General features: G+C 52.3%; 24 protein-coding genes and 1 tRNA gene. 12 read left to right on the top strand and 13 right to left on the bottom strand.

Annotated features, from left to right (window positions below; all coding sequences use genetic code 11):
- Positions 1-88 precede the first annotated feature (88 nt).
- Positions 89-505 carry a VOC family protein gene (locus AB4Z20_RS15905; protein WP_024616242.1) on the bottom strand — a complete coding sequence of 139 codons (417 nt, stop codon included), beginning with the start codon at positions 503-505 and terminating at the stop codon, positions 89-91.
- A gap of 108 nt (positions 506-613) precedes the next feature.
- Here AB4Z20_RS15905 and AB4Z20_RS15900 point away from each other — a divergent pair, with 108 nt between their 5' ends.
- Both AB4Z20_RS15900 and AB4Z20_RS15895 read left to right on the top strand, forming a co-directional pair.
- Positions 614-1,267 (top strand): aspartate/glutamate racemase family protein, encoded by a 654-nt coding sequence (locus tag AB4Z20_RS15900; protein WP_442090215.1) that lies wholly within the window; start codon positions 614-616, stop codon positions 1,265-1,267.
- 41 nt (positions 1,268-1,308) lie between these two features.
- Entirely contained in the window at positions 1,309-2,058 is a 750-nt protein-coding gene (locus tag AB4Z20_RS15895) for a hydroxypyruvate isomerase family protein (protein WP_442090214.1), read from the top strand.
- 237 nt (positions 2,059-2,295) lie between these two features.
- Here AB4Z20_RS15895 and AB4Z20_RS15890 read toward each other — a convergent pair whose 3' ends face one another.
- A complete protein-coding gene (locus tag AB4Z20_RS15890) occupies positions 2,296-2,823 on the bottom strand; it encodes a GNAT family N-acetyltransferase (protein WP_258690388.1) in 528 nt (175 codons plus the stop codon).
- Between the two features lie 69 nt (positions 2,824-2,892).
- Here AB4Z20_RS15890 and AB4Z20_RS15885 point away from each other — a divergent pair, with 69 nt between their 5' ends.
- On the top strand, positions 2,893-3,438 hold the full coding sequence (locus tag AB4Z20_RS15885) for a DUF4256 domain-containing protein (RefSeq protein WP_442090213.1): 546 nt from the start codon (positions 2,893-2,895) through the stop codon (positions 3,436-3,438).
- 216 nt (positions 3,439-3,654) lie between these two features.
- Here the strand turns inward: AB4Z20_RS15885 and AB4Z20_RS15880 are convergent, their stop codons facing one another.
- Positions 3,655-5,157, bottom strand: a complete 1,503-nt coding sequence (locus AB4Z20_RS15880; protein ID WP_442090212.1) for a DUF6630 family protein — start codon at positions 5,155-5,157, stop codon at positions 3,655-3,657.
- Positions 5,158-5,471: 314 nt separating this feature from the next.
- Between AB4Z20_RS15880 and AB4Z20_RS15875 the strand changes: the two genes are divergently transcribed.
- Entirely contained in the window at positions 5,472-5,897 is a 426-nt protein-coding gene (locus tag AB4Z20_RS15875; protein ID WP_442090211.1) for a hypothetical protein, read from the top strand.
- A 185-nt stretch (positions 5,898-6,082) separates the two neighbouring features.
- Entirely contained in the window at positions 6,083-6,709 is a 627-nt protein-coding gene (locus AB4Z20_RS15870; protein WP_442090210.1) for a YopT-type cysteine protease domain-containing protein, read from the top strand.
- 22 nt (positions 6,710-6,731) lie between these two features.
- On the opposite strand, the gene AB4Z20_RS15865 is transcribed toward AB4Z20_RS15870, so the two are convergent.
- A complete protein-coding gene (locus AB4Z20_RS15865) occupies positions 6,732-7,136 on the bottom strand; it encodes a DUF488 domain-containing protein (protein ID WP_442090209.1) in 405 nt (134 codons plus the stop codon).
- 52 nt (positions 7,137-7,188) lie between these two features.
- Complete coding sequence (locus AB4Z20_RS15860) at positions 7,189-8,832, bottom strand: alkaline phosphatase D family protein (protein ID WP_442090208.1); 1,644 nt, start codon at positions 8,830-8,832, stop codon at positions 7,189-7,191.
- A gap of 355 nt (positions 8,833-9,187) precedes the next feature.
- On the opposite strand from AB4Z20_RS15860, the gene AB4Z20_RS15855 reads away from it, so the two are divergent.
- From AB4Z20_RS15855 to AB4Z20_RS15845, 3 genes are all read left to right on the top strand, one after another.
- Positions 9,188-9,673, top strand: a complete 486-nt coding sequence (locus AB4Z20_RS15855; RefSeq protein WP_442090207.1) for a hypothetical protein — start codon at positions 9,188-9,190, stop codon at positions 9,671-9,673.
- Between the two features lie 61 nt (positions 9,674-9,734).
- Entirely contained in the window at positions 9,735-10,430 is a 696-nt protein-coding gene (locus tag AB4Z20_RS15850; protein WP_442090206.1) for a hypothetical protein, read from the top strand.
- Between the two features lie 148 nt (positions 10,431-10,578).
- Complete coding sequence (locus AB4Z20_RS15845) at positions 10,579-10,812, top strand: hypothetical protein (protein ID WP_442090205.1); 234 nt, start codon at positions 10,579-10,581, stop codon at positions 10,810-10,812.
- A gap of 37 nt (positions 10,813-10,849) precedes the next feature.
- On the opposite strand, the gene AB4Z20_RS15840 is transcribed toward AB4Z20_RS15845, so the two are convergent.
- Complete coding sequence (locus AB4Z20_RS15840) at positions 10,850-11,104, bottom strand: colicin E3-like toxin immunity protein (RefSeq protein WP_442090204.1); 255 nt, start codon at positions 11,102-11,104, stop codon at positions 10,850-10,852.
- A 7-nt stretch (positions 11,105-11,111) separates the two neighbouring features.
- On the bottom strand, positions 11,112-12,341 hold the full coding sequence (locus AB4Z20_RS15835; protein ID WP_442090203.1) for a colicin E3/pyocin S6 family cytotoxin: 1,230 nt from the start codon (positions 12,339-12,341) through the stop codon (positions 11,112-11,114).
- 490 nt (positions 12,342-12,831) lie between these two features.
- On the opposite strand from AB4Z20_RS15835, the gene AB4Z20_RS15830 reads away from it, so the two are divergent.
- Positions 12,832-13,191 (top strand): DUF6124 family protein, encoded by a 360-nt coding sequence (locus AB4Z20_RS15830; protein ID WP_442090202.1) that lies wholly within the window; start codon positions 12,832-12,834, stop codon positions 13,189-13,191.
- Between the two features lie 371 nt (positions 13,192-13,562).
- On the opposite strand, the gene AB4Z20_RS15825 is transcribed toward AB4Z20_RS15830, so the two are convergent.
- Together AB4Z20_RS15825 and AB4Z20_RS15820 are read right to left on the bottom strand one after the other, a co-directional pair.
- Positions 13,563-16,076: a DEAD/DEAH box helicase gene (locus AB4Z20_RS15825; protein WP_442090201.1), complete on the bottom strand. Its 2,514-nt coding sequence runs from the start codon at positions 16,074-16,076 to the stop codon at positions 13,563-13,565.
- Positions 16,076-16,999 carry a HamA C-terminal domain-containing protein gene (locus tag AB4Z20_RS15820; RefSeq protein ID WP_442090200.1) on the bottom strand — a complete coding sequence of 308 codons (924 nt, stop codon included), beginning with the start codon at positions 16,997-16,999 and terminating at the stop codon, positions 16,076-16,078. Before AB4Z20_RS15820 ends, AB4Z20_RS15825 begins: the two co-directional genes overlap by 1 nt.
- Before the next feature lie 465 nt (positions 17,000-17,464).
- Here AB4Z20_RS15820 and AB4Z20_RS15815 point away from each other — a divergent pair, with 465 nt between their 5' ends.
- Both AB4Z20_RS15815 and AB4Z20_RS15810 read left to right on the top strand, forming a co-directional pair.
- Positions 17,465-19,447 carry a DEAD/DEAH box helicase gene (locus AB4Z20_RS15815; RefSeq protein WP_442090199.1) on the top strand — a complete coding sequence of 661 codons (1,983 nt, stop codon included), beginning with the start codon at positions 17,465-17,467 and terminating at the stop codon, positions 19,445-19,447.
- Positions 19,444-20,088, top strand: coding sequence for a hypothetical protein (locus AB4Z20_RS15810; RefSeq protein WP_442090198.1), 645 nt, complete (start codon positions 19,444-19,446; stop codon positions 20,086-20,088). Before AB4Z20_RS15815 ends, AB4Z20_RS15810 begins: the two co-directional genes overlap by 4 nt.
- A gap of 437 nt (positions 20,089-20,525) precedes the next feature.
- Here AB4Z20_RS15810 and AB4Z20_RS15805 read toward each other — a convergent pair whose 3' ends face one another.
- From AB4Z20_RS15805 to AB4Z20_RS15790, 4 genes are all read right to left on the bottom strand, one after another.
- Positions 20,526-20,951, bottom strand: coding sequence for a hypothetical protein (locus AB4Z20_RS15805; RefSeq protein WP_442090197.1), 426 nt, complete (start codon positions 20,949-20,951; stop codon positions 20,526-20,528).
- A 169-nt stretch (positions 20,952-21,120) separates the two neighbouring features.
- Entirely contained in the window at positions 21,121-21,525 is a 405-nt protein-coding gene (locus tag AB4Z20_RS15800; RefSeq protein WP_442090196.1) for a hypothetical protein, read from the bottom strand.
- A gap of 98 nt (positions 21,526-21,623) precedes the next feature.
- On the bottom strand, positions 21,624-21,953 hold the full coding sequence (locus tag AB4Z20_RS15795; protein ID WP_442090195.1) for a hypothetical protein: 330 nt from the start codon (positions 21,951-21,953) through the stop codon (positions 21,624-21,626).
- Positions 21,954-22,471: 518 nt separating this feature from the next.
- Positions 22,472-22,556, bottom strand: a tRNA-Leu gene (locus AB4Z20_RS15790).
- A gap of 108 nt (positions 22,557-22,664) precedes the next feature.
- On the opposite strand from AB4Z20_RS15790, the gene queA reads away from it, so the two are divergent.
- Positions 22,665-23,714 carry a tRNA preQ1(34) S-adenosylmethionine ribosyltransferase-isomerase QueA gene (queA, locus tag AB4Z20_RS15785; RefSeq protein WP_442090194.1) on the top strand — a complete coding sequence of 350 codons (1,050 nt, stop codon included), beginning with the start codon at positions 22,665-22,667 and terminating at the stop codon, positions 23,712-23,714.
- Positions 23,715-23,727 lie beyond the last annotated feature (13 nt).

Below are 23,727 nucleotides of genomic sequence, written 5' to 3'. Positions count from 1 at the left end.
GCACTCTTCAATGTAATTGCAAATGCAATGGTTTTTCCTTGGTGCCAGTGTTCGCAGCAAGCGCGAGCGGGCACCGAGTCTGTTGAACTCAGGGCTCCAACGCCGGCCCCTTCAACTCGATCTGGTTGCCATCCGGATCGAAGCAGTAGATCGACCAGCCCTTGCCCTCCGCGCCATAGCGCATCTGCGCTTTCTCAACGGACAGGCCGGCCGAGGCCAAATGCGCGAGGAGGGCCTGTTCATCAAACGGCTCGATACGCAGGCAGAGGTGATCGACGTTGTGCCCTTGCTTACCGGGCGCCGGTCCACCTTGGCGACCGAGAGGCCCGTCGACGGCCACCAGGTCAATCATCGAAACACCGGTGCCCAGATGAAGCATGCCAAGATCGTCCCGGCGCTTCTTGAGCTCGCAACCAAGCACCGACGTGTAGAAAGCGAGGCTGCGCTCGAGGTCTTTTACGCGCAGGACGATGTGGTCGATACGTTGAATCGTGAAGTTCTTCATACAGGCCTCATGTGCTCAGTGCCGCATTGTTTTTTGCCACAGGAATTCCGCACGCTATCGGGGCTTCTGATACCGTGCAAAAAACATGATCTGGAGAATGGCATAAGCATGAAGGCTCCACGAATTTTTATGATCCACGCAACCCCTTTGGCAATCGAGCCCATCACGGCAGCCTTTGCCCGGCATTGGCCGCAGGCGCGGATCATCAATCTGCTTGAGGACTCGCTGCCCCAGGACCGGGTGGAAGAGGGCGAGTTGACCACGAGCATGAAGGCGCGCTTCCTGACGCTGTCCCACTACGCCGTACAAAGCGCGGCGGATGCCATTCTGTTTACCTGCTCGGCGTTTGGCGATGCCATCGACCTGGTGAAACCCGAAGTGGCCATTCCCGTGCTCAAGCCGAACGAAGCCATGATCGACCAGGCGCTGAGCCAGGCATCGCGCATTGCTGTGCTGGCAACGTTCGAACCCACCATTACCTCGATGATGCCCGAGTTCAAGCAAGCGGTAGAGCGCAGTGGTCGCGCGGTGGAAGTGGTGCCCTACTTCGTTCCGGGTGCATTGCAGGCGTTGAAAGACGGCAACCCGCAAGCCCACGATGCCGCCATCGTGGAAATGGCCGCTCAGGTTAAGGATTGCGACTTGATCTGCTTCGCCCAGTTTTCGATGACCGGTGCTGCCGAACAGGCCCAGGCTCGCTCCGGTCTGCCAGTACTGACCACACCCGACAGTGCCGTGCTGGCGCTGCGCAAGTTGCTCTAAACGGACGATTTCGTTTCTTCCCAGGATGGATGATTTACCCCATGCCCAAGTTCAACGCTCACCTCGGTTTTCAATTCAATGAAGTGCCTTTTCTACAACGCATCGAAGCCGCCGCCGCTGCCGGGTTTCGCGCGGTGGAATTCCCGTCGCCCTACGAGTTCGACGCCAGTCTCCTGGCCGATCACCTGACTCAACACAACCTGCCACTGATCCAGTTCGCCGCACCGGCTGGCGTGACCAAAGGCATCGCAGCCTTGCACGGCCAGGAAGAGGCGTTTCGCAGCGGCTTGCTCCAGGCTGCTCGCTATGCCAAGGCGCTGGCGTGTTCGGATGTCCACATCATGTCGGGCGTTACGACCCAGGAAGACGCCGCGCTGATCTATGGGCGCAACCTGGAGTACGCCGTCAAATTCCTTGAGGACCAGGGGCTGCGGCCGCTGATTGAAGTCATCTGCGTGCAGGAAATGCCGGACTACTACATGTCCGACTTCAGCAAGGCGCAACAGGTGCTGGAGACGTTCCCGAGTGTTGGGCTGATCCTCGATCTTTACCACGCCCAACGGTTGACCGGGGACGCGGCGGATATCCTGGCTCGCTTCTATGACCGAACCGTCCATGTGCAAATTGCCGACTGCCCGGGGCGTCATGAACCGGGGACGGGGAATATGGATTTTGCGGCTTTGTTCGCAGACCTGGAGCTGCGCGGCTATCAAGGCTGGATCGGCTGTGAATACCGTCCCACCGACTCTACCGTGGCAGGCCTTGATTGGATCAAGCAGTTCAGCGCCTGACAAACAGCTAAGCAGGCCTCCAACCCCCTGTGGGAGCGAGCTTGCTCGCGATAGCGGATTTACAGTCAACCAATCTGCTGGCTGATACGCCGCCATCGCGAGCAAGCTCGTTCCCACAGGGGCTGCGTTCGATGTCTTTTACCCGCAGGACGATGTGGTCAATACGTTGAATCGTGAAGTTCTTCATAGGGGTCTCATGTGTTCAGTGATGGACGCTACGGGTGACTTCATCTTAGGTCATACGGTTGCCGCCACCGCCGAGCTAATGGGCTTTTCCATCAAGCGCAGCTCTGGCTTATCTTGCCTGGGTCCGATATCAGCCCAGCCATGGTGACGATAAAACCGCGCCGCCCTTTGGTTCGTTTCGCTCACCGACAATCTCATCCGCTCGCAGCCCAGCCCTGCAAGAAAGTGGGTCGCGTAAGCCAGCAACAACTTTCCTGCACCGCGGGATCGCCACTCAGGGGTGAGATAGAAGAAGTGGATGTAGCCCACTGCAGGTTCTGTCTTCAGCAGCGACATCTCTATCTGCCCCACGATCCGTGTTTCATCCCAGGCATGGACAACGCTGCCAGGAGCCTCGGCTGCTGTTTCTTGCAGCGACTGAAGGTATCGCTGCCTACCATCGGGGCCGTGAAGCTGTTGTGCAGAACCAAACGCACACAGCAGCATGTCCTCAAAGAAGCGCACGCAAACATCGCTGTCCTGGTTGAGGTTAACCGGACGAAAGCTCAGCAGAGCGTCTGACGCATTTCCTATAACCATTTGGGCATGACTCAGCGTCTCTAGAAGTCACTATCATTGATCAACCGATCACCGGCGGACACCCGAACCATGAAAAAACAAGAACAAGACAACCTCATCCAAATCCTGAAAACCCGCTTCGAAAAAAACCTGAACCGTCACCCAGACATCCTCTGGGCCGACGTCCAGGTCAAGCTCGAAACCAACCCCAATGCCCTGAAGTCCCTCCAGGCCATGGAAGCCACCGGAGGCGAGCCAGACGTGATCGGCCTCGATCCGAAAACCGCTGCTGTCACCTTCTGCGATTGCGCCAAAGAAAGCCCAACCGGTCGCCGAAGCCTCTGCTACGACCGCGCCGCCCTGGACGCACGCAAGGAGAACAAGCCCAAAGGCAGTGCCGTCGAAATGGCCGAAGAGATGGGTATCGCCCTGCTGACGGAAGAGCAGTACCGAGCCCTGCAAACGCTCGGCGAGTTTGATGCAAAAACGTCCAGTTGGCTGGCAACCCCTCCAGCGCTTCGCTCCCTCGATGGGGCGATTTTTGGCGACTATCGTTATGGCCGGGTGTTCATCTACCACAATGGCGTGCAGTCGTATTACGCGGCGCGTGGGTTTCGTGGGGTGCTAAGCATCTAAGCAAATCTGTGGCGAGGGAGCTTGCTCCCGCTGGGTTGTGTGTAGGAGCTGTCGAGTGCAACGAGGCTGCGATCTTTCATTGCCCGTTGAGTCTGGAGCGAACGCTCAAGATCAAAAGATCGCAGCCTCCGGCAGCTCCTACAGAGCCGAGCGGGAGCAAGCTCCCTCGCCACAAAAGCTGATGTGTTCGAAGGATCGCGGTGAGGCAAAACCGCCTCACTCAAACACCAGAATCTCACACCCCTTGGCTTCAACCATCTCACTGAACTCCGGCAACCGCGCCACAAACTCCGTCTCAAACGCCAGATAGCGATCCTGCGCCGGCACATAACGAACATCCGGCTTAATACGCGGGATGTCCTTGCTCGACAGCTTCACCACCTCATCACTGCCCTGATTCCAAAACCACGCCAGCGTCTGCGACCCAAACGTATTGGCGCGATAACTCCACACCCACCAATCCCCATGCCCCCGGGACACATGAAGCTGCCCATGAAACGTGCGCAAGGTAATGACCTGCTTGGGCTGCGTGACAAGCAGGCGCGTGTCCTGGCGTAGCTCACTGCCGAAACCATCCAATGTCGCCTTCGTCGCAGTGCCGGTCATGAAGTTGAAGCGCCACGCCAACAGCACCGTCTCCTGATAACCCGAATGCTCGACGTTCTGCCGCGCGCCTTCACTGAACAGCAGAACCTCGTTCCCCCCCAGGTACACGGTTGACGCCCGCAGCTTGTAAGCCTCAGCGGGCATCGGTTTGGCGGCGATGGCTTGGTGCGGCGATTCTTGACTCCAAGTCCAGCAGCGCGGGCCGTTGTGCTGCATGAACAGCAAGCGACCAGGGCCGACGGGCAGGATCGTCAGTTCATCCGCGTACTCGAAAATCACCTCGCTGCTGTCCGCCGTGATCAGCCAGATCCGCGTCAAATGCTCGGGTTCGTAAATACGCTGGCGTTCGAATATCTCCGAGCCCACCACCACGCAAGGCTGTTCAAAATCCGGCCACTGCACCCCGGCAGGCCCGAATGCCGCGATCTCATCGCCTTGCCGAATTTCGTATTGGTAACGGTCGTCCGCACTGTAGTCGCCGCGTATCACCCGACGTTTCCACAGGCTGCGCTGGGCGTCGGCATCGATGAGCTGCAAGTCCGCGCCGTCCACGCCATCGGTCCGGTGTTCGAGCATGTCCTGCTCGGCGGGCGGCCATTGGTTGTAATCGATCAGAAAGCACAACCACTGGTCTTCGTCCTGCTCGGTGATGGCAGCCCAACCGTTGCGGTAGTTGTATTCATGCACATAGGTGGCGCCGGGATAGTCATGGACTTCCTGCAGCCAGTTCAACTTGCTGCGCTTGGGTTTGGCCGGCTTGCGTGCTTTCACCGCAGTGGGCTCGATCAACGTTGCCGTGAACCTCAGCTCCCCGCGCGGGCTTTGCCAGTGCTTGGCAAACGCCTCGCGCTGATCCGAGGGAAAAACCACCGGCCGATAATCATCGCCACCGGCATCCAGGTTCCACAAGTCATAACCCTGAGCCGCCAACACCGGCGCCAGCGCCTCGAAGCAGACCTCGGGCATCTCGTTGGACAACTCATCCAACAGCGCCTCGAACCCCGGGCCGGCAAACACGCCGATGTCGGGATAGTAATGCTGCAACAGAGCCAGCAACTCGCCGCCGGGTGTTTTCCAATCGATATGAACCAACGGATCAAAACGAGCTGCCATCACGCCTGCCTTTCCCTGTGATTTTTACCTGCGCCATCTTAGCCGTTCCTCAGCGACATCACCCAGCCCAAGCAAACAAACCCAGTGTGGCGAGGGGATTTAGCGAAGCGTCGCACCGTCCCGCTGGGCCGCGTAGCAGCCCCAAAAAATTATCCAGCGCCGCGATCCACTGCCGATGCTCAAAGGCAGGCACTGAGACAGTGTGAGCGTCGTCTATTCAGACTCTTCCACCCACCCAGCCTGCGCTCTAAACTGCGCGGGCCCAGTTGGGCAAAACAACGCCGGTTCGTTCCGGCCAATCAGGGAAGAGAGTGATGAGAGTTGTTTTTGTGGTGCTGTGGATGCTTAGCGGTTATGCCTTTGCTAGCTGCGGCAGCATAACCGACAGCGACCAGCGTTATTACTGTGATGCCAAGAACGGCAATGGCAGCTGCGGCTCGATCTCCAACAGCGACCTGCGTTACGCCTGCGAGGCCGAGACCGGCAACGGCAGTTGCGGCAGCATCCGCGACAGTGACCAACGTTATTACTGCGATGCCAAGACCGGCAACGGTAGCTGCGGTTCGATCTCCAACAGCAACCTGCGTTACGCCTGCGAGGCCGAGACCGGCAACGGCAGTTGCGGCGGCATCACCGACAGTGACCAGCGCTATCTCTGTGAAGCCAAGACCGGCAATGGCAACTGCGGCTCGATCTCCAACAGCGACCTGCGCGCTCAATGTGATGCCTTGAAGCACTGACTGAACGACTCGCTGAATGAAGCTGCCCCCCCTTCAACAATGCTCAACAAAACCGTGGCGAGGGAGCTTGCTCCCGCTGGGCTGCGCAGCAGCCCCAAACCCTCCAACACAACACACCCGAAAAATGGCGCCCAGGCTACCCCTCGTCTACCGTTGACGGAAACCGCCCCCTGGAGAAAACCCCCATGTTCACCTTCCCCCGAGCGCATCAGAGCACCAGATGGGAAGGACAAGGCGCTCTATTCGGCGGGGCGATTCCCTGGTTTGGCGGGGACGGCCTGGGCGTGTGCTTCGGTTTCAGTACGCTCTGGGTCGCGATCGGTGCGCCTTATGACTGTGTCGATGCGTTGCGGGCCAGAAGGGGGGAGATCACCGAGGCTCAGCAGGTGCTGACTGCCAATATGTTTCTCGGCGTGATCATGGCACTGGACATCACCGCCGAGGCGATCATCGAACGAGGCTCGACCAGAGACGCGAGCTACCTCGACGGGGTCGCCAGCCACATCATCCTCGACATCCTCCAGCGGCCCGGGGCCCATCACTTCATTATTTCGTTCTACTACGTCGATGGCCCGGAGGGCGGCGGTGGTCACGCCGTCGCAGCGTCCTTTGACGACGGCCAGACGGGGCGACTCTTCGATCCCAACTACGGCGTCGGCGCCTACCAATCGCGAACCGACCTGTGTAACGACCTGCACGCACTGCTGGCGAGCTACGTCGCTCCCGGCGGGCATGTGACCGAGAGCTACCTGTTGGAGTTTGATCACGATGATGGATTCGGTGCGTTCCAAGGAGCCGCAGCACCGCACTGATCGGCGATGAATTCAGTTGACATCAATGGCCGGGGAACTCGGATCGATAGCAAACCGGTGAACTCGCGTCTGCCCGTTTCTCCACCTCATCCTCCAACCATTCAGCCAACACCACGGCATTGTTCTCGACCGTGGACTTAGCGGCATACACCAGGGTGAGGTGGCCGCCCTGGGCAACATCCACCAACCGCCACCAACACTGCGGCTGCGCGGCCAGCTCTTTGCGGTAGGCGACTTTGAACTGCTCGAACGAAACAGCCCCCGCCTTGAATGCCTTGCGCAACTCATGGGAAGGCCCGACCTCCGGCAGCCACTCGGCTATGGCGAGTTCGTCCTTGCGACAATTGCGTGGCCATAGGCGATCCACCAAAACGCGCACGCCATCCTCGGGGCTGGCTGTTTCATAGGCGCGTTTGCACTGGATCATGGAGGCTTGCCTGTGGAAGAGGGGACTGCGTCAGAATAGGTGATCGATTCGGCTATCGAAGTCGGAGTGTCTTCACCACCGCCTCTCCTTGGGTGCCACCAGGCCAACACAGGTCTACAGAAGCTGAAGCACCGCCCGTCACATGGAAAATCGCAAAGTTTTTATCTTCCGAGTGACTGAAAAGATGCTCGAAATAGATCGAGTCATGGCCGCTGATCTTTCCAGAATTTGCGATCCCGGTTCCGGCGAACTGCCCGGCGGGCATTCGGGAAATAGCGCTGGAGGTCACCTGATAAATACTGGCTTTACGATATTTATCATGACTCAGTCGAAACGCAGCGGCACAGTGAACGTCGCCACTGATGAACACAAGTGTCTTGCCGCCTTTGTCCAGCGCTGGAAAGATGGAGTCGAGCAGGATGTTTCGCTCTGCATGGTTGCTGCTATGGTCCCACTCATCCATGCAATCATCTTTGGCGGAGTCAAGCCAGGATCCAGCCGTCAAGAGCACCGATTTCCAGTGAACGAATGGCACCGGGCTAACCACAAATAACAAGGGGGAGGATGAGTTCGCGCTACTTTTCAACCATCCTTGGAATCGTTCGATTTGTTTTGTGCCGAGAAGAAAGTTCTTCTTTTCTGGGGTTTCGACGTCGTGATGTCCACGCATGTCAAGCATATAAAATGGAATGCCTCCTTTTTCAAAACCGTAATCCCAGATACAGGTCTCTGGTTTTTTCAAGGAGTCTTTGGAAACGCCAGTCTCGGGATTGTGGCTGTGCGCATATTCAAAGTAAGCCGTCCGCGCCGCCGTCCACATTGAATTAACCAATTTTCTATCTATTACCTTGTCATCGCGTTCGAAGTATCTGGAAATTATTGCGATTCGCTCTTCGTCGGTACGAGAACCCCAGCCATCCATGATTTCATGATCATCCCAGATCATGTATTGCGGGTATTTGGAGAACGCTTCCTGGAGGTGTGGGAATTTCCAATACACTCGATAGTACCAGCGATACAGATTGAGCAGGTACGCGTCGAGCTTTTTAAGGTCAAGCTTACCTTTTGTGGAACACTCTGCGATCAAGTCGTCCTTGTTGTCCTTCAACCACTCCCAGATGTCAGGAAAGTGCTTGCTTTCCTGACAATCGACATACACCTGATCGCCACCGCCTATAGCGAATCTAGCGCTTGAAACATCCATTTTTTCCAGAAATAGAGGCCAGGCGCCATAACTCCCATTGGCATTAAACGGATCATGGCAACTATAGAACCCAAAGCTGAAATCAAGCATCTCGTCAGCCATGGTCCTGAAGGCGAGTGACTTATGACAACCGATTTCGGTCCTGCGGAATGTGTCCGTACCGTCCGTCTCGTCGGTCATTAGATAGTAGAAATAAGCCGTGTCTTGATCCAGGCCCTGAAGGTCGAAGGTGTGGGTCAGATCATCTTCCCAGCTGAATGCATATGACTCATAAGCGCAGTTATACGGTTTCAAAAACTCGGCCAGCGGTTTGCCATCCAGCTTTACCAAATCTCCTTCGATTGCTTTCTTTGACCAAACCAAGCTCCAGTTTCCTGGTGTATAGACGCGAATCCAAATGCGTGCAGACTGAGTGGTAACGTGTCCGATAATGCTTGCACTTTGTAGTTTGGAAACGTCGTACTCGTTATTTCTAGGGTCGACCAATGCCATGGGGAATTCCTTTGTCCGAGCATAGTTATCTCAGAACAGGAGATGAGTCCGGTTCGGATGCTTACGTCCCTCCGGCAGGATCTACAGCGAAGGATTCAAATCCAATCAGGATGGAGGCATTGTGAATATAGCCGCGCCGCTTCGCTTGTCGAATCGACTCGCCTGTTTTTGGCGATAATGGAAAGAGCTAACGGCGTGCTGTTAAGTAAATGAAACACTTGGTAGGATAACAATCCATTGAAGCCTGCTTATCGACAAGCCGACAGCAACGAACGGGTCGTGGCCTCAATAAAAATTCAAGTCGCTCGGTCGAGCGCCGATAGGCTTGCGGAAGATTTTACGCGAAGGATCGAGTATGTTTTACCCACGCGAAGCTGAAAAAGACCACCTGTATAACCGAATCGTCCTGCTTACCGTAGCTTGCTGCGTGCTGTTGCTTCTAGCCTCCCTGGCAAAACACTCAGGGTCCATTTATGGGGCCATTCGGTGGAGCGCTGTCGAGGTGAACGGCACCGTGACGCAACTGGAAAGCATCCCGATGAATGAAAACGGCATCATCATTTATTACCGGTATACCGACGGTGATCAACAGGTCCATGAAGATGAATACGTGGACCAACGCTATAACGAACATGCTCAGTACGAGGTAGGGGGTGACGTTCCCCTGCTGTACTCACGCTGGTTCCCCCAGATCAGCAGCATCGCCACCGAGCTACACACTTATCGCGCCAGCTTCTTCGTCATGGCTGGCGGGGTGTTGCTGACATTGGTGTTCTTCGGAATTTCCTTCATGACGTTCGGAAGCATTTATCGCATGAAGGAAGAAGACCGCTTCTATTGAAACGGTTGTCGGTCATGATGCCCAGAGCCCTCATTCATCCAGGTAATCGGTTTTCCCACCCATGAAAAAGTTGATCCTCGCGTTGCTTTCGCTCGTCCTGCTGTCCGGGTGTGTAACCAAGTCTTTGAGCGTTGAAGACCGCCACCAGATCAAAACGATCAAGATCCTTCCCGTGTACTTTGCGGTAGAAAACTTCCAATACACCAGCATGACTCAGGCGTGGGGTGCAGGCCTGGGGGCCGGAGCAGGCGCAGCGACTGGCATGGCCGCCGGGGCATCGAGCGCCGGCACGAGCGCATTGGCGGGCGCCGGTTCGGTCGCGGGCACCAAGGCGGCCGACGGCGCGACGGTAGATATTTCCCAGGCGATTCTGAACAACATGCAGGCCCACGGTATCGATGTGGGCCAACTGGTGCGTGAAAGCTTCGAGAGGCGCATCAAGCAAGAGGGGTTGTTCACCCTCGTGGCGCAAGGTGAGAGAGCGGACGCTGACGTTGAAATCATGGTCGCGCAGTGGGGGCTTAGCCTGAAAAACTACAGCACCGTGCTTTACCCCGTCATTGGCGTCAACGCCTCCATGAAACGCAGCGGCAGCTCGGTTTGGCGCAACTTCAATACCATTTCGGTATTCAATGAAAGCAACACCATCGCTTACACCCCGGAGCAGTACGCCACCGATCCTGAAGCTGCGCGTGCGGCGTTTTTCCGGGTGGCTGATTTGGCTGTGGGTAAGCTGATTGAAGACCTGAAGCGATAACGGCACAGGCAAACCGGAGTGCTCTACGACAAAATGCTCGTCAAGGATTTACCCTGCCAAATGATGGTCGGGATTTCCAAACCCTTGACCCGGCAGCAGGGCGATTTACTCAACATCCAACGAACGCGTTCTCAAGGCGGCTAGAACTATGAATGAATATGGCCTATACGCCTTGGCATACGCGGTGTTCCTGCTGCTGTTTTTTTATATGAAGTCCTACGGCCTCAGGAAATGGCTCGGCATAACCCTGCTTGCGTTGGGATTCGCGAGTATTTTTGCGCTGCCATCTTTCATCTCGGGCTTTGATGTGGGTATCGCTTCAACCAGTGCTATTGCTATCGGAGCGGCACTGTTTTTTAGCCGGGCACGGTATGTGGAGTGAGTCTGTATTCCTCTTTAATTGACCACTCACTCCGTGCCTACCAGCTGTCTCGATAGTCGAAGGAGACCTGATAGACGTAGGTGGGCCAATCAATTGAATGCTGAAAATAAGGTTGGAGGATTTTTATCCATTCTTGTGGGACATTAAATCCTCCGTTATTTATGTTGTTTTCGATTGGAATCCCTAGGGCTTCAATGACAGAGCCGTCCTCGCCCAAGTCTTTTGAATATTCTTCTCCTTCGTAGGATTCGGTTTGCTTGCTAAACCATTCAAGTCTGAGTTTGAGTCCCATTTGATCCTCACAAATATTTTTTGATATTACGGTTTTTTTTGGGGCCCTTTGTCTGCTCGCCAGTAATATGATCGAACGCCCCTAAGTGGCTTCCATCACTTGAGCGATAGGCTTCCAATTCGCCATGTGAAGAATCCCATTCATAAATTGTTCTGCCCTTAGCATCAAGCCAGCGATGCCGTAGGCCTCCACCTCCTTGCACGGGTGTCTTTTTTATGCCTGTTTTCAAGCCAGGAAAGCCAATAATTTCATGTGTTTTCGGGGCTGGATGATAGTCGTGGCCGGCCTCGGTCATGCCCTTTCGACGAACACTCAAAACCACATAAACCGGCCGAACCCCCGAATCCGCCGGAAACACCAGAATGAAATCCTTGTACTCCGGCGGATAGATCGGGTCGACGATGATGCTGTCGGCCATCGGCGTCGGCGGGTAGATCCAAATAGGCGGTGCCTGGGGCGCCGCTTCCAGGGCCGGAATGCCGAGGGTGTCGGACGGGTTGGTGGCCGGCGTCCAGATCAGCTCGATGCCATCCCCCAGGTCGGCGATAAACTGATCGGCTCGCGGTATGAACTGAACAACATCAACCATTTCCCAATCGGGATGCTGGCCGGTATAGAAGCCATACCCCTTGAGACTGCCATCGGCCTGCTGCTCGACGCTCAGGCGCATGCGGCTGCGGGCCTGCTTGAGGTCGCGTAGCTGGTCTTCGCTATAAAGTGCGCTATCGCCCAGATTGGACGGCCAGAGCAGGGCAACGATGCCTGTCAGCAGGGCAGCGCCGACGGTGCCGCCAGCAACTGCGGCCGAGGAGGTTGCCGAACCGCCCAGCGCGAGCCTGCCCAAGGTAACGGGAACCGTGCCAGCGCCGATCCGCTTGAGGGGGATCGTGCCGGATGGATCGGCGCTGCGACCGCCGAGCCACATGAGTTCGCCGTACTGCTTGACCAGATCTGCCGGGACGTAGCCGCAGGGGTTGCTGTAATCGATGATGCCGTCGGGGAGCTTGCAGCTCTTGGCAAACACGCTTCCGGTCACGCTGAATACGGGCTTTTTATCCACCGTGGCCCAGCGCTCTCGTTCATAGGCTGCCTGCCGGGCAAGCATGGCTTCGTAAGCCAACTGCCGGGCTTCGCGCTCGGCCAGTTCGCTGGCGGTCATGTCCCGATAGGTGACGTGATGCCCGTCGCCGCCGGGCGGGTTTCGGACCTGGGGGATGTCTTTTTTGCGTGTCGCCACGTAGTGAGTCTCGTCCGCTAAATGCAGCGCAAACGCTAACGCGGGAAGAGAGGGGTGCGATGTAGGAGGTTTCTTGAAGTGGTCGTTCCGGTTTCCTCAAAACAGGTAGGGCTGGCTATGTGGGGCCGGAACAATGTGAAGTGTCAGATGGGGCTGTCAGTCAGTGGGCAACCGCAACTCGCGAGCCGACGTCGCCTTGCGCCTTTGCCTACAACTACGCCAGAATCCGCCGGCTTGTTCGCCTTGGGTTGCGCCGGTAGTTTGGGACCTGTCACTGCTCATCAGTGATCGGGTTTAGCAGCTCGTGGTGAAACAGGTTGTGCAAGGCGTCATCCAGTCGGGACTCCCCTCCTGCACTTGATGGTGGCTGTGCGCAGGGCGTCCCCGGACGCGCCGGTTTCTTGTTTCCCCGGTCTGCTAACCTGCGTACAGCTGCCTCCCATCGTTTAGCAGCGAGTGGGTGATGGCTCCAATTACAGGAAGCAAGATAATGGCAAAAGATACTCCGAACCCTCCTGATACGAACGAACACGTCTCCCGTGCTCAGTCTGCCCGTAACAAGAAAATCGATGACGCTGCCACGCGAGCGTTGGATTTTTACCTGAAACCCAAGCCTAAGAGCGAAACGTCTGACAAGTCCGACTCCATTTTTCGGATTGATCCGAGTGTGGATTCTGAGTGTTTGCTTGCGAATCTCAGTGAGAACCTGGCTTCGGCGAATGCCATGATCAGTGATTTGGCGTTTGATCTGGATGGGTCGAGGCGGCGTGTTGCGATGGGGATTTTGCAGGTGATTGAGGTGAGTGAGTTGTTGGCGAATCGGGCTTTGGATATTGTTGAGGTGAGGTAGGGCGGCAATGCTACGTGCCGTCTGGATCAAAAAAGGTCTTGCTAGCAAGACCTTTTTTGTTTCCGAGGGAGACTCGTGCATTCCATATAATACTTGGCTTACAGCTGTATTCTTTCCAGAGGGATACAAGCTGGGATACAGCTAACCAGCTCCTGCGCCCAATTGTAATGCATGGCCTACGGAAGCAATAAATATTCCTCCTCGACACCGCACCTAGCCCAGCAGGGAAGCAGGGAAAATGTGTACCTTTGGGTTCATGAGTCGGCAGCGGCAACAATACCGAAAACGCCCTTTAACAGCACGATGATCACGTTGGCTCTTCGTTGCTTTCATGTCATGGATTTGAGTCTGAGCGGCCTTTCTGGATCGAATCACTTTAATCCCAGGATGTCTTCGATCTCGTATTGACACATCTTTGGAATCCCCAACTTTGAGATATCATACCTCATCAAAATTTCGAGATAGTCTTCAGGTTCGGAAGAGTCAGCCCAATTGAGCTTGTTTTTTAGCCGTAACGCAGTGAATCTAGAAAACCCTAATGCCATTAAGCTTAGATTTACTTTGTCGCAAGAGCCAAACTCTAAAAATGTGTGATAGGGAGCGATTTTTATATTTTTTGCTATCTGGTGTCTGTCAATCATCGCTTGTCTTAATATGTCCTCATAGGCGCTAAAATATTTGACGAGGCTAAATCTAACTTTCTTTTCAATGACGGAGAGTATATTTCTAATTATTGGAGATGCTTTCGCCATAGGGTCCTCCTTACGCAACCTTATTACTCTATCGCGAATGAGCTGGCTAATAGGGGTTCCTGTGACCCATTTGTGAGCTAGTCCGCCATACCAAAGACGTTGCATCTCAGTTAGTTTCCAGTCGAAAGCTTCACAAATAAGCTCAATGGCTTTTTCCATGCGTGCCTTTCCACCAGTCTCATAAGGGGATATTAATGTAAGTTGGTTTGTGTCGATCTCTTCCATGAAGCGGTTATATAAATTCTGAAGGTGATCTGGTCGCAGCACTCTGTGGGTATCCAAAATGTGTGCTGGCAGACTAATATCTAATGACTCAATGATCTCTAGCGTTTGAGCTAAGTACTCAGAGTTTAAATCTGATTCATATTTTTGTGTGATTTCGTCAATGGTGCTTTGTTGGCTTTCATGGAAAAGTCGTCCGAGGCCGGCTTCTGCAAGTTCTTTTTGATTTTCACCTTCGACTTTTCCGGTCATTAAGCTTTGGATTAAAGTGCCCCCGTCTGCCATGATTTTAGACATGGATGATTGGATTTCCTGTAGTCCATCGCCTGTATAGGACGGCTCCTCCCATGATTCGGGCGTTAGACACCATACGTTCCCGTGAAACTCTTTCAGTAAGCGTCCTGCTCGTCCTGCTAGATTTAAGAAGTCCGGGCGATGCATCGGTGTCGTGCCACTTTTAGGGTTTTCAATGACGATATGTTTTGCTGGAAGATTCACACCTTGTAATAGTGTGCTAGTGCTACAAATATATTTTATCTCACCGGATTTAAACAATGACTCTACGCCTGATCGAACGATCGAAGGCAAATCGCCATAGTGAAAAGCAACGCCCTTGGGGAGCGTCAATACAAGCGGATGCTCCTCATGGATTTCAGTCTTTATAAAAGATATGAAATCTTTAACGTCTTCAGATATATCTTGTTCGGCTAATGACTTGGCTAGGAATCTAGCTAAGTCTTCAGCTTCAGCGGGGCCGTTCGAAAATATGATTGTCGACTCATTTTGCTTTGTTATGAGCTTGGCGAAGGCAGATCTCCGTTGAAAAATTGGAGGCCTGAACGAGATACCAAGATCATAGTTGCCAACATCAATAATTCCAAATCGCGTATGTAATTTGAAATTTGCAAATTTAGGTTGTCTTGTTATTTGTGAAACCAGGATGATGTTTTGAGATACAGGTGAAATTTGTTCAGTGAAGAAATACCCATTGTCCATTCTGTTGAATAGATGCAAAAAATATCCGGGGTTCTTGATCAATGGGCTTGCAAAAAAAATTGAAGCGGATGGGTATTTTTTTAATGTAAGGTCTACAGCGTTCTGTAGCACTATCCCTCTTTTACCCTTATGGATCTCGTGAGCCTCATCTACGAAGACTGAGTCTATCCTCGTCACGTCATTTTCGGGTTTCAAAAGACTCAGCAAACGCTCTTGCGTTAACACGTAGACAACACTTTTGGATTTAAGATGGCTTTCGAGAGGGAATGGAGCAGATCTTATGATTACGTCACTTAAGCCTTGATGACGGACCGTGGAACGAATTCTGGACGTAACTTCTGAAATTAAGGCTCGAGTCGGGACAATATAAACGATACATTTATCTGTCTGTGATGAAAGTCTTCTCAATAGGTCCATATTTAAAACAAATGACTTTCCCGCCGATGTAGGCGCGGAGACGCTTAAAGAGCGTTCGGCAGTTAGTGATGTGAACAGTTTGTATTGGAAATTAGTTAGTAATGTATCATTGCTTACGGAGTTTTCAGTCTCTCTAGCAAGGCGCTCTAGCGAGAGGGTGAAAGGTATGTCAGGACTGGCTCCATTTGTGTATCGCGATCTTAATAGCGATCTCCCTGGGAAATTACCTATCCGTGAAAAAATAAGGTCAGCTGCTCCGTTTATTTTTGGTAATTTGTCAGAGTAGTTTTCTAAGAGTCTTGTTATTATTTCGTACGAAAGATTGATTTTATCGCTTTCTTCAGAAATAGATAATGCTGAAGCTAATCCAATTAGGCGATTGCATTCGTTGTCAGAAAGTATATCGCCAGCTTCTTTTGTGATGGCGAATAGTTTAAGGATGCTGCCGCGATATAGTTTTGTTAGTGGGATGTAAAAGTCTTCATCAGAAAGGTCCATTAGTTAAGCGCCTCGTTGAATGCATCACGAAACTCTTGGACCGAAGGGAAGGGGATAAAAAACACCTCGAATCTTAGATGTTTTTTTTCAAATTTCGAGAACTTGTTATTGAGTATTTGGGAAAGACGGCTGCTGTCCTGAAGGAGGCGAGAGCGAAAATCTTCTATATTCTTTTTCAGGCTCGCAGTTGGGTCGCTGCTGAATTCAGCCCAATCATATCCTATTAAACATGCGTGATTTATTCTTACGCCGGGCCCTGGTTCACCAAACTTTATTAGATCCATTACAGCTGTGCGAACTTTTTCGTCAGCATATTTAAAGTGTTTAGTAACCATGTTGAATTCATGTTTGTACATTTTTCCTTCGTGAAAGCTATCTACGCTTTCGAGTGCAGCACTCACTGCGCGATTAACGTCCTGATACATTTTCGATTCTCCGAAGTAAAAATCGATCATGTTATCTTCTGCGCACCATTTTATATGAATGCCGTCGGAACCTTTTACCTCATCCTTGCGATTTGTTTTAAGTTCCATTTTGGCGACTATTTGAGGTGCCTCAAGAATGGCTTCATTCAAGAAAAAAAGTAAAGCCTCACCAGCTTCACCGCTTGTGTCAGGAGTTTTTGGAGTGTTCGGTGGATGCCTGAAAAGCTCCCTAGCTTCTTTAGTAAGTTTTGCCGCCTGCCTGGTATTCAGCTGTTCTGGTCTGTTTTTGCAGGAAATACAGTATTCAATAATGTATTGGTAGAGTGCTTCTGCTAAAGGCTTAATTGCCGGTCTGCCATTACCATCAAAACGCATGTGATGTACGCGCATATTGGCGGCAATCCCTCCGATCCTTTCGCTATGCTCTATAACATCTAAGCATGATTCAAGATCAGACTTAGCGACAGAAAGGAAACGAGCAAAATCAAGTTCTTCCATAAACCTTCCGATAAACATTTACTACCAAGTTTTTTATTTGAATATAGCGCCTTTTCGTTCGGATTCACGGCTCGCCATAGCGGTAGCAAAAATATGGCGTTTTGCTATACGTCGACAGTATCCTGATGATTGTCAGCCGTAAAGGGATAGTGGCCGCCAGCGTCAGAGATGAGGGCTGAGAGCTGAGAGCTGAGGGCTGAGGGCCGAGGGTCGGCGAGGCTTCCACCGAGCTCGGAGTAAGCCATTCCGAAACCGGCGCCGAAGGCTGGCTGGTGGCGGGATGAGAGTCACTCTCATTTCCGGATTTTCCTTGGAAGGGCTCCGTTAACTCGGCGTAGACGCACAAGCTAGCAAAACTGTGCGAATGACTTACTATCAGTAGATTGATTTACGAAAAAGCTTTGTTTAGGCCAAGCATCCAGGATACGCCCACGAGCGTGATAGGGAATTACGAGGAAAGACGTTATGTCGGATTACTGTTTTTATGCCACAGATGCGCAAGAGCTCGTTGAGAAAGCAGGCGTTAAAGACCAAATCGAAGCATTTGCAGAGCGAAACAAAAAGCAGACATACGTTTTGCGCCGGCCACTGTCTAAAGATGACGCAGTATATGATTATGAAGACGCTGTAGCAGTTTTTATTTCAGGTATGCGTCCATTTTTTCTCAATGTGGGCGATGATGAAGTTTTATTTTCGGAATATATGGATGATTTTATTGAGGATATTTCATTTCTTTCTGAGAAGTTTAAATACAGGGAGAAGATAGGCAGGAAAAAACATTGGGAAACTTTATTTGATTCTTGCGGCGGAAGCGAGATTGATTTTGAGAGTAGAAAAGCGGAATCACCAGCAAGCGGTCGCTTGGTGGATTTGATCACATCGCTGGTAGTTGGAAGTATCAATGATGTCTCCAAGGTTAACCTAGAGGCAAGGGATCTACTTGACTCAATAAAGTCTAAAATTATTCTGTTTGATACTGATCAGACAAGCTTTGTCTTTCGCTCGGGTGGAGGCAAGAAATTTGTAATTCAAGGACTTGCAGGATCAGGAAAGACCGAGCTGTTATTGCATAAGATGAAAGAAATATACTCTCGGGATCAGACGGCCAGAATTGCGTTTACTTGCTTTAACAAAATATTGTCGTCCTCCATGAAAAGCAGGATTCCTAGTTTTTTCGACTTTATGCGAGTGGAACGCCAAATAGACTGGGGTAATAAACTTTTTTGCTTTCACTCTTGGGGTAGCTCAAGAGATCCGTTCTCTGGCATGTACAGATATATTTGCCATTGTTACGGAATACCTTTTGGAAGCCTTCAATCGGGAAGCTTTGACTTCCTTTGCAAAAGAGCCATAACTGATATTAAAGCGCTTTCGGGTGATCGAAAAACTATATTCGATTATGTCTTTGTCGATGAGAGCCAGGATTTTACACCTAGCTTTATTGAACTATGTGAGCTTGTTACTGCTAAGAAGGTTTTTGTTGCTGGTGATGTTTTCCAGAATATATTTCGCCCGATTGATGAGGGTGTCAATCGGGCAGATATGGTTCTTAAGAAATGCTATCGAACGGATCCCAAAAACTTAATGTTTTCACATGCTCTAGGCATGGGGTTGTTCGAAAAGCCAGTATTACGTTGGTTGAAACCTCGAGAATGGGATGCATGCGGTTACCTTTACACTGAAAAAGAGGGTAACGCTATAGTTTCACGTGATCCGTTACGTCGGTTCGAAGATATTCCACCAGACTTCAAAAGCACTACGATTCAGACGTTACGGGAAGGTGCTTCGATAGCGGAGCAGTTGGTTGACGTAGTGTTGGCGATCATCGCTCGGCACCCGAGTGCAAAACAAGGTGATGTCGCGATAATATTTTTGGATAAAGATAATTATATCTATGAAGTTATCACGCAGCTAAAGGGTGTAGTGGCCGAGCGGTTAGGATGGCAGGTTAACGTTTCTTTCGAGACCAAAACTAGTGATCCTGAAAAGTTTTTTGTCTCAAATATAAATAATGCTAAAGGTCTGGAGTTTCCATTTGTAATCTGTTTTGCATTGAATTTGAATAGGCAACCATCATTCCGAAACGCGCTTTATACCATGATGGCTCGTTCTTTCTTGGAAAGCCATTTAGTGATTGGACGCAGAGCTGACTTAGAAACGGTGCAGAATATCAATTTGGGCTTGACTTATTTGACAGAGAATAATTGCATGAATTTGCGCGTGCCCTCTGCGGAAGAAATAAATAACCAACAAGAATTTATTGTCCTTGATCAGATGCAAACGGTAGAGGAGGTAGTTAGGCAATTCTGTTCCGAGAGAGGCGCAAGCCCGCGTTTGGTCGCGAAACTAATAAATAGAATAAATACTATGATCGGAGATTCGGAATATGATGATGGATATCTTGATACGTTATTAAACATGGAATACGAGAGGCATCGGATGCTATGACGGCTTTTTTTTTCAAGGAGGTACCAGATTATCGCATGGGCGGTTTTGTTGCCGTAAGGAACTCATTTGATAATCTTAGTAATGTTCTTCATCTGGCGGAGTTGGTAAATACATGCGGTCACTGCAAATTATCTGCATACGATGAGGATTTCGACTTTGCTATTTTTTCTGGGGATTATTGCCGTGCTCTAATAAGAAAGTCAGATGGTTTTTTTTCTATGGCAATACCATTTCATATTGTTGATGACGGGGAGAAAGTCTCTTTTAACTTTGATCTCGTGGGGATCGAGGTGAGTGGTAGTTTCATATCTATTATGCGTAATGCAATACTTACATCTAGGCAGGGAATACCATGTCATGATGAAATAGTTTATTCGATAGCTACAGATTTCGGATTTGAAATTGCCGATGCGTTATTGTATTACGATGCGTTTCTCGCTTTGATTGCGGATGATCATGGGTACTTTCGATTTGATGATGATCCAGATAACGAAAATGGCGAAATTCACCCCAGATACCATTTTGATTTTTTTTATAAAAACACTTCGTCTATTAAAATCGGTACTGATAAAGCAGTAGATATTAATTGCTTTTATTCTCTTTTTGATGGGGCTTTGCCGAAGAAATATCTTAGAGCGTGATTAGTTATTAAAGACGGACATTCAGGCCTTTTTTTCAGCTAGAGGAAACCTGCGAGTCTGATAACCCGTGTAGGGAGGCGGCCCCTAGGAAGGTCCCATGATTCCAGGCTTCGCCCAGCTGGCCTGAAGTCGCTTACTAGGTCAGAGCGGATGATCTGGATCACGAGCGAGCCAAAAGAGACGCGCAACTCCGTGGTGGTGGCGCGTACTGCTCCGCTGAAGGCCACAGTCTGGCATGGGGCACGGGGGCTTTCAGATAGCTGGAAATTGGGTGTTCCATGTGTTCCACCAGGGCTGGAAGCTCCGGTTTACAAGGGTTTCGCTGGTGGAACACCGAAAATGAAAAAACGGCACACAAGCTAAGTGGTACACGTTTGGTGTTCCGCCTAGGGGCTCCGGTTTTGGAATATCACCGCTTCAGCGGTGATAGGTACGGGTCACGCTACTAACAATTCCTCGATAGAAAGTGCCTGTGCCATTTCAAGGATTTTGCGATGGGTGATGTGTTTGGGACCCATTGGGGCCTGCAAAGGGACGTTGAGATCCTCCAAGTTGCTATAGCGACGCCCGAGCGCTTTCTCTGTCGCGGTGAACTGTGCGGCGACTTTAGTAAAGTTTTGCGCCGCCTTGTCCAAGCGTTCTGCCCAGAGTAGGCGTGCCGCGTTCAACTGATCTTGACGATAATCTGCAAGGCGCTGCTTCGCGTCTGAGATCGCAACATCCAATTTCTCGATCTCGGTCGTTAACGTAGCCAGAAGCGTATTGAGTCCACGTTTACCTTGAGCGGCTTGTGTCATTGCTTCCGATGCTTGCTTGAGAGCGTTTTCGGCACGCTCTTCGGCTGCGTCGTCACCGTCGGCCAATGCTGCTGGGTATGTGTCGGCAGCACGTTGTTCAGCGGTTTGAGCCTTTTCGATTTCGCCGCGTTGTTCCCGTTGTGCTTTCTCAAGCTTGGAAGAGATTTTCGTGCGTTTATCTTATGGCTTCTTGAGCTCGCCTTTTCTCTTCATGACTGAGGCTTGCGGCTTCACTTCAGCCTTTGAAATCCGACAAAACAAACGAAGTACAACTTGTAAGATAAACCTCAACCCTCTTCAACGACGGCATCACCTCGCTACATGACTCGGTCCGCTCCCCCTCAGCCTCTCGAATCAGGCTAACGGTATATCCGCCCTCGACCCGCCGCAGGGTGCCGACATATTTAACTGCACGACCCTGTTCGTCACTCAACGACGTAGCGATCAGGTCCTTCTCCGGCAAGGGTTGCTCCGTTCGCGTCATCAGTGCCTTACGCTTCGTGGCGTAATCCTTCGCGGCGAGCGCGCCGACAATCGCGACGGCGATCCAGAAGAGCATTTCCAGGTTGCTCACCATTCGCCGTTTCGCTTCATGGGTTTCGGTTAGCCAACTGCCTATCGCTGCGATGATGTCGTCCATGGATTGCCCGCGTAGGAGTGTGTTCTGGCTGTTAAGTCTGCAACGCGGAGCGTCGCGGGATGCGTTACCACGCGGAGCGTGGGAACGAGCGCTGGGGGTTATAGAATATCTTTCACGTAACTGTTAAGCGCGATGAGCGGAGCATGAAGGTCGTCTATCGTCTGCACTGCGTTGAAATCCGCAGCCAAACGATGCAGTTCTCGGCCCAGCACTGTATCCATCCCGCCAATCGCCCCTAACGCTAAATCCAGGCATCGACCGATTTCGCCCTGAATCCCAGCCACATCGCCCCGTCGTATCAACAACTCAAACACCTCACGGTCGCAACTGCCCATCAATGGATCATCCCGCAGAATCGGGCTGTGGCCTTCCGTTTCATAAGCCAGCTTGAGGGAGTAAAGAGCGACCGTTTCCAGCAGCAATTCCATGGGGTGAAATCCTTAGTGACTGGGTGGGGAGGGTGGGGTGATGGTTTATGTCTTGGATTTGGCTGTTCGGGGTATTGGTGAGGGTGGTGACTTTTTTGTGAGCGCTTCGCGCTCAAGCGGGAGCAAGCTCCCTCGCCACAGGTTCTTCTCCTGCCACAGGATCTTCCCCTACCGCTGGTTTTTCCCTGCTACAGGTTCTTCTCTACCACCGGGGTGCTTCCTTGTTCCCAGGTTCTTCCTTGCCACAGGTTCTTCCTCTCCATGGGGTTGGCTATGGGGGGCCGCTTCGCGGCCCAGCGGGGATAAATCCCCTCGCCACAAAGAGGGGCGGGTATAAATCCTCTCACCACAAAGGGGAGTGGGGTGGGAATAAATCCCTTCACCACACAGGGGGGTGGGGATAAATCCCCCTCACCACAAAAGCGCGTGGGGGTTGGGTGGGATCTGCATTACCCGCAGAAAACCACTTTCCTACAGACGAAAAAAAAGACCTTGAATTTCAAGGTCTTTCTTTAAGATGGTGCCCCGAGGGAGACTCGAACTCCCACTCCTTTCGAAAACGGATTTTGAATCCGCCGCGTCTACCAATTCCGCCATCAGGGCTCAATGGCGGCGAAGTATAGAGAGGTGACTACCGTTGGTCAATCACGTTTCATGGTGAATTTTTGATATTTCCGCTAGACTTTCCGGCCCTGCTAGACGAACCCCATCATGCGTGTTGCTGACTTTACCTTCGAACTCCCGGATTCGCTGATCGCTCGCCACCCTCTGGCCGAGCGTCGCGCCAGTCGACTGTTGACCCTGGACGGGGTCAGCGGTGCCATGGCTCACCGTCAATTCACTGATTTGCTTGAGCATTTGCGCCCGGGCGATTTGATGGTGTTCAACAATACCCGGGTGATTCCGGCGCGCTTGTTTGGCCAGAAAGCCTCCGGCGGCAAGCTGGAGATTCTGGTGGAGCGGGTGCTGGACAGCCATCGCGTGCTGGCCCATGTGCGGTCGAGCAAGTCGCCCAAGCCCGGTTCGTCGATCTTGATCGACGGCGGCGGTGAGGCGCGGATGGTGGTGCGGCATGATGCGTTGTTCGAGCTGGAATTTGCCGAAGAGGTGTTGCCGCTGCTCGACCGTGTCGGGCACATGCCGTTGCCTCCTTATATAGACCGCCCGGACGAAGGTTCGGACCGCGAGCGTTATCAGACCGTGTACGCCGAGCGCTTGGGGGCGGTGGCGGCGCCGACGGCGGGGCTGCATTTTGATCAGCCGTTGCTGGAGGCGATTGCCGCCAAGGGCGTGGAGACGGCGTTCGTGACGCTGCACGTCGGCGCCGGGACGTTCCAGCCGGTGCGCGTGGAGCGCATCGAAGACCACCACATGCACAACGAATGGCTGGAAGTGAGCCAGGAAGTGGTCGATGCCGTGGCGGCCTGTCGCGCGCGCGGCGGGCGGGTGGTGGCGGTGGGGACCACCAGCGTGCGCTCCCTGGAAAGCGCCGCGCGCGATGGCGTGCTCAAGCCGTTCAGTGGCGACACCGATATCTTTATCTACCCGGGCCGGCCGTTTCATGTGGTCGATGCCCTGGTCACCAACTTTCATTTGCCTGAATCCACGCTGTTGATGCTGGTTTCGGCGTTCGCCGGTTATCCCGAAGCCATGGCCGCCTACAAGGCCGCCGTCGAGCATGGATACCGCTTTTTCAGCTACGGTGATGCGATGTTCATCACCCGTAACCCCGCGCCCCGCGGACCCGAGGAAACAGTATGAGTCGCACCTGTCG

The sequence above is a fragment of the Pseudomonas sp. KB_12 genome, assembly GCF_052114545.1.
Taxonomy (GTDB): Bacteria; Pseudomonadota; Gammaproteobacteria; order Pseudomonadales; family Pseudomonadaceae; genus Aquipseudomonas; species Aquipseudomonas brassicacearum.
The sequence above is the reverse complement of the archived record's forward strand: the minus strand, read 5'-3'. Positions and strand labels throughout refer to the sequence as shown.

Coding starts and splice junctions, on each gene's coding strand:
- AB4Z20_RS15905 (WP_024616242.1), bottom strand. CDS start 505: ATGAAGAACTTCACGATTCAACGTATCGACCACATCGTCCTGCGCGTA.
- AB4Z20_RS15900 (WP_442090215.1), top strand. CDS start 614: ATGAAGGCTCCACGAATTTTTATGATCCACGCAACCCCTTTGGCAATC.
- AB4Z20_RS15895 (WP_442090214.1), top strand. CDS start 1,309: ATGCCCAAGTTCAACGCTCACCTCGGTTTTCAATTCAATGAAGTGCCT.
- AB4Z20_RS15890 (WP_258690388.1), bottom strand. CDS start 2,823: ATGGTTATAGGAAATGCGTCAGACGCTCTGCTGAGCTTTCGTCCGGTT.
- AB4Z20_RS15885 (WP_442090213.1), top strand. CDS start 2,893: ATGAAAAAACAAGAACAAGACAACCTCATCCAAATCCTGAAAACCCGC.
- AB4Z20_RS15880 (WP_442090212.1), bottom strand. CDS start 5,157: ATGGCAGCTCGTTTTGATCCGTTGGTTCATATCGATTGGAAAACACCC.
- AB4Z20_RS15875 (WP_442090211.1), top strand. CDS start 5,472: ATGAGAGTTGTTTTTGTGGTGCTGTGGATGCTTAGCGGTTATGCCTTT.
- AB4Z20_RS15870 (WP_442090210.1), top strand. CDS start 6,083: ATGTTCACCTTCCCCCGAGCGCATCAGAGCACCAGATGGGAAGGACAA.
- AB4Z20_RS15865 (WP_442090209.1), bottom strand. CDS start 7,136: ATGATCCAGTGCAAACGCGCCTATGAAACAGCCAGCCCCGAGGATGGC.
- AB4Z20_RS15860 (WP_442090208.1), bottom strand. CDS start 8,832: ATGGCATTGGTCGACCCTAGAAATAACGAGTACGACGTTTCCAAACTA.
- AB4Z20_RS15855 (WP_442090207.1), top strand. CDS start 9,188: ATGTTTTACCCACGCGAAGCTGAAAAAGACCACCTGTATAACCGAATC.
- AB4Z20_RS15850 (WP_442090206.1), top strand. CDS start 9,735: ATGAAAAAGTTGATCCTCGCGTTGCTTTCGCTCGTCCTGCTGTCCGGG.
- AB4Z20_RS15845 (WP_442090205.1), top strand. CDS start 10,579: ATGAATGAATATGGCCTATACGCCTTGGCATACGCGGTGTTCCTGCTG.
- AB4Z20_RS15840 (WP_442090204.1), bottom strand. CDS start 11,104: ATGGGACTCAAACTCAGACTTGAATGGTTTAGCAAGCAAACCGAATCC.
- AB4Z20_RS15830 (WP_442090202.1), top strand. CDS start 12,832: ATGGCAAAAGATACTCCGAACCCTCCTGATACGAACGAACACGTCTCC.
- AB4Z20_RS15825 (WP_442090201.1), bottom strand. CDS start 16,076: ATGGACCTTTCTGATGAAGACTTTTACATCCCACTAACAAAACTATAT.
- AB4Z20_RS15820 (WP_442090200.1), bottom strand. CDS start 16,999: ATGGAAGAACTTGATTTTGCTCGTTTCCTTTCTGTCGCTAAGTCTGAT.
- AB4Z20_RS15815 (WP_442090199.1), top strand. CDS start 17,465: ATGTCGGATTACTGTTTTTATGCCACAGATGCGCAAGAGCTCGTTGAG.
- AB4Z20_RS15810 (WP_442090198.1), top strand. CDS start 19,444: ATGACGGCTTTTTTTTTCAAGGAGGTACCAGATTATCGCATGGGCGGT.
- AB4Z20_RS15800 (WP_442090196.1), bottom strand. CDS start 21,525: ATGGACGACATCATCGCAGCGATAGGCAGTTGGCTAACCGAAACCCAT.
- AB4Z20_RS15795 (WP_442090195.1), bottom strand. CDS start 21,953: ATGGAATTGCTGCTGGAAACGGTCGCTCTTTACTCCCTCAAGCTGGCT.
- queA (WP_442090194.1), top strand. CDS start 22,665: ATGCGTGTTGCTGACTTTACCTTCGAACTCCCGGATTCGCTGATCGCT.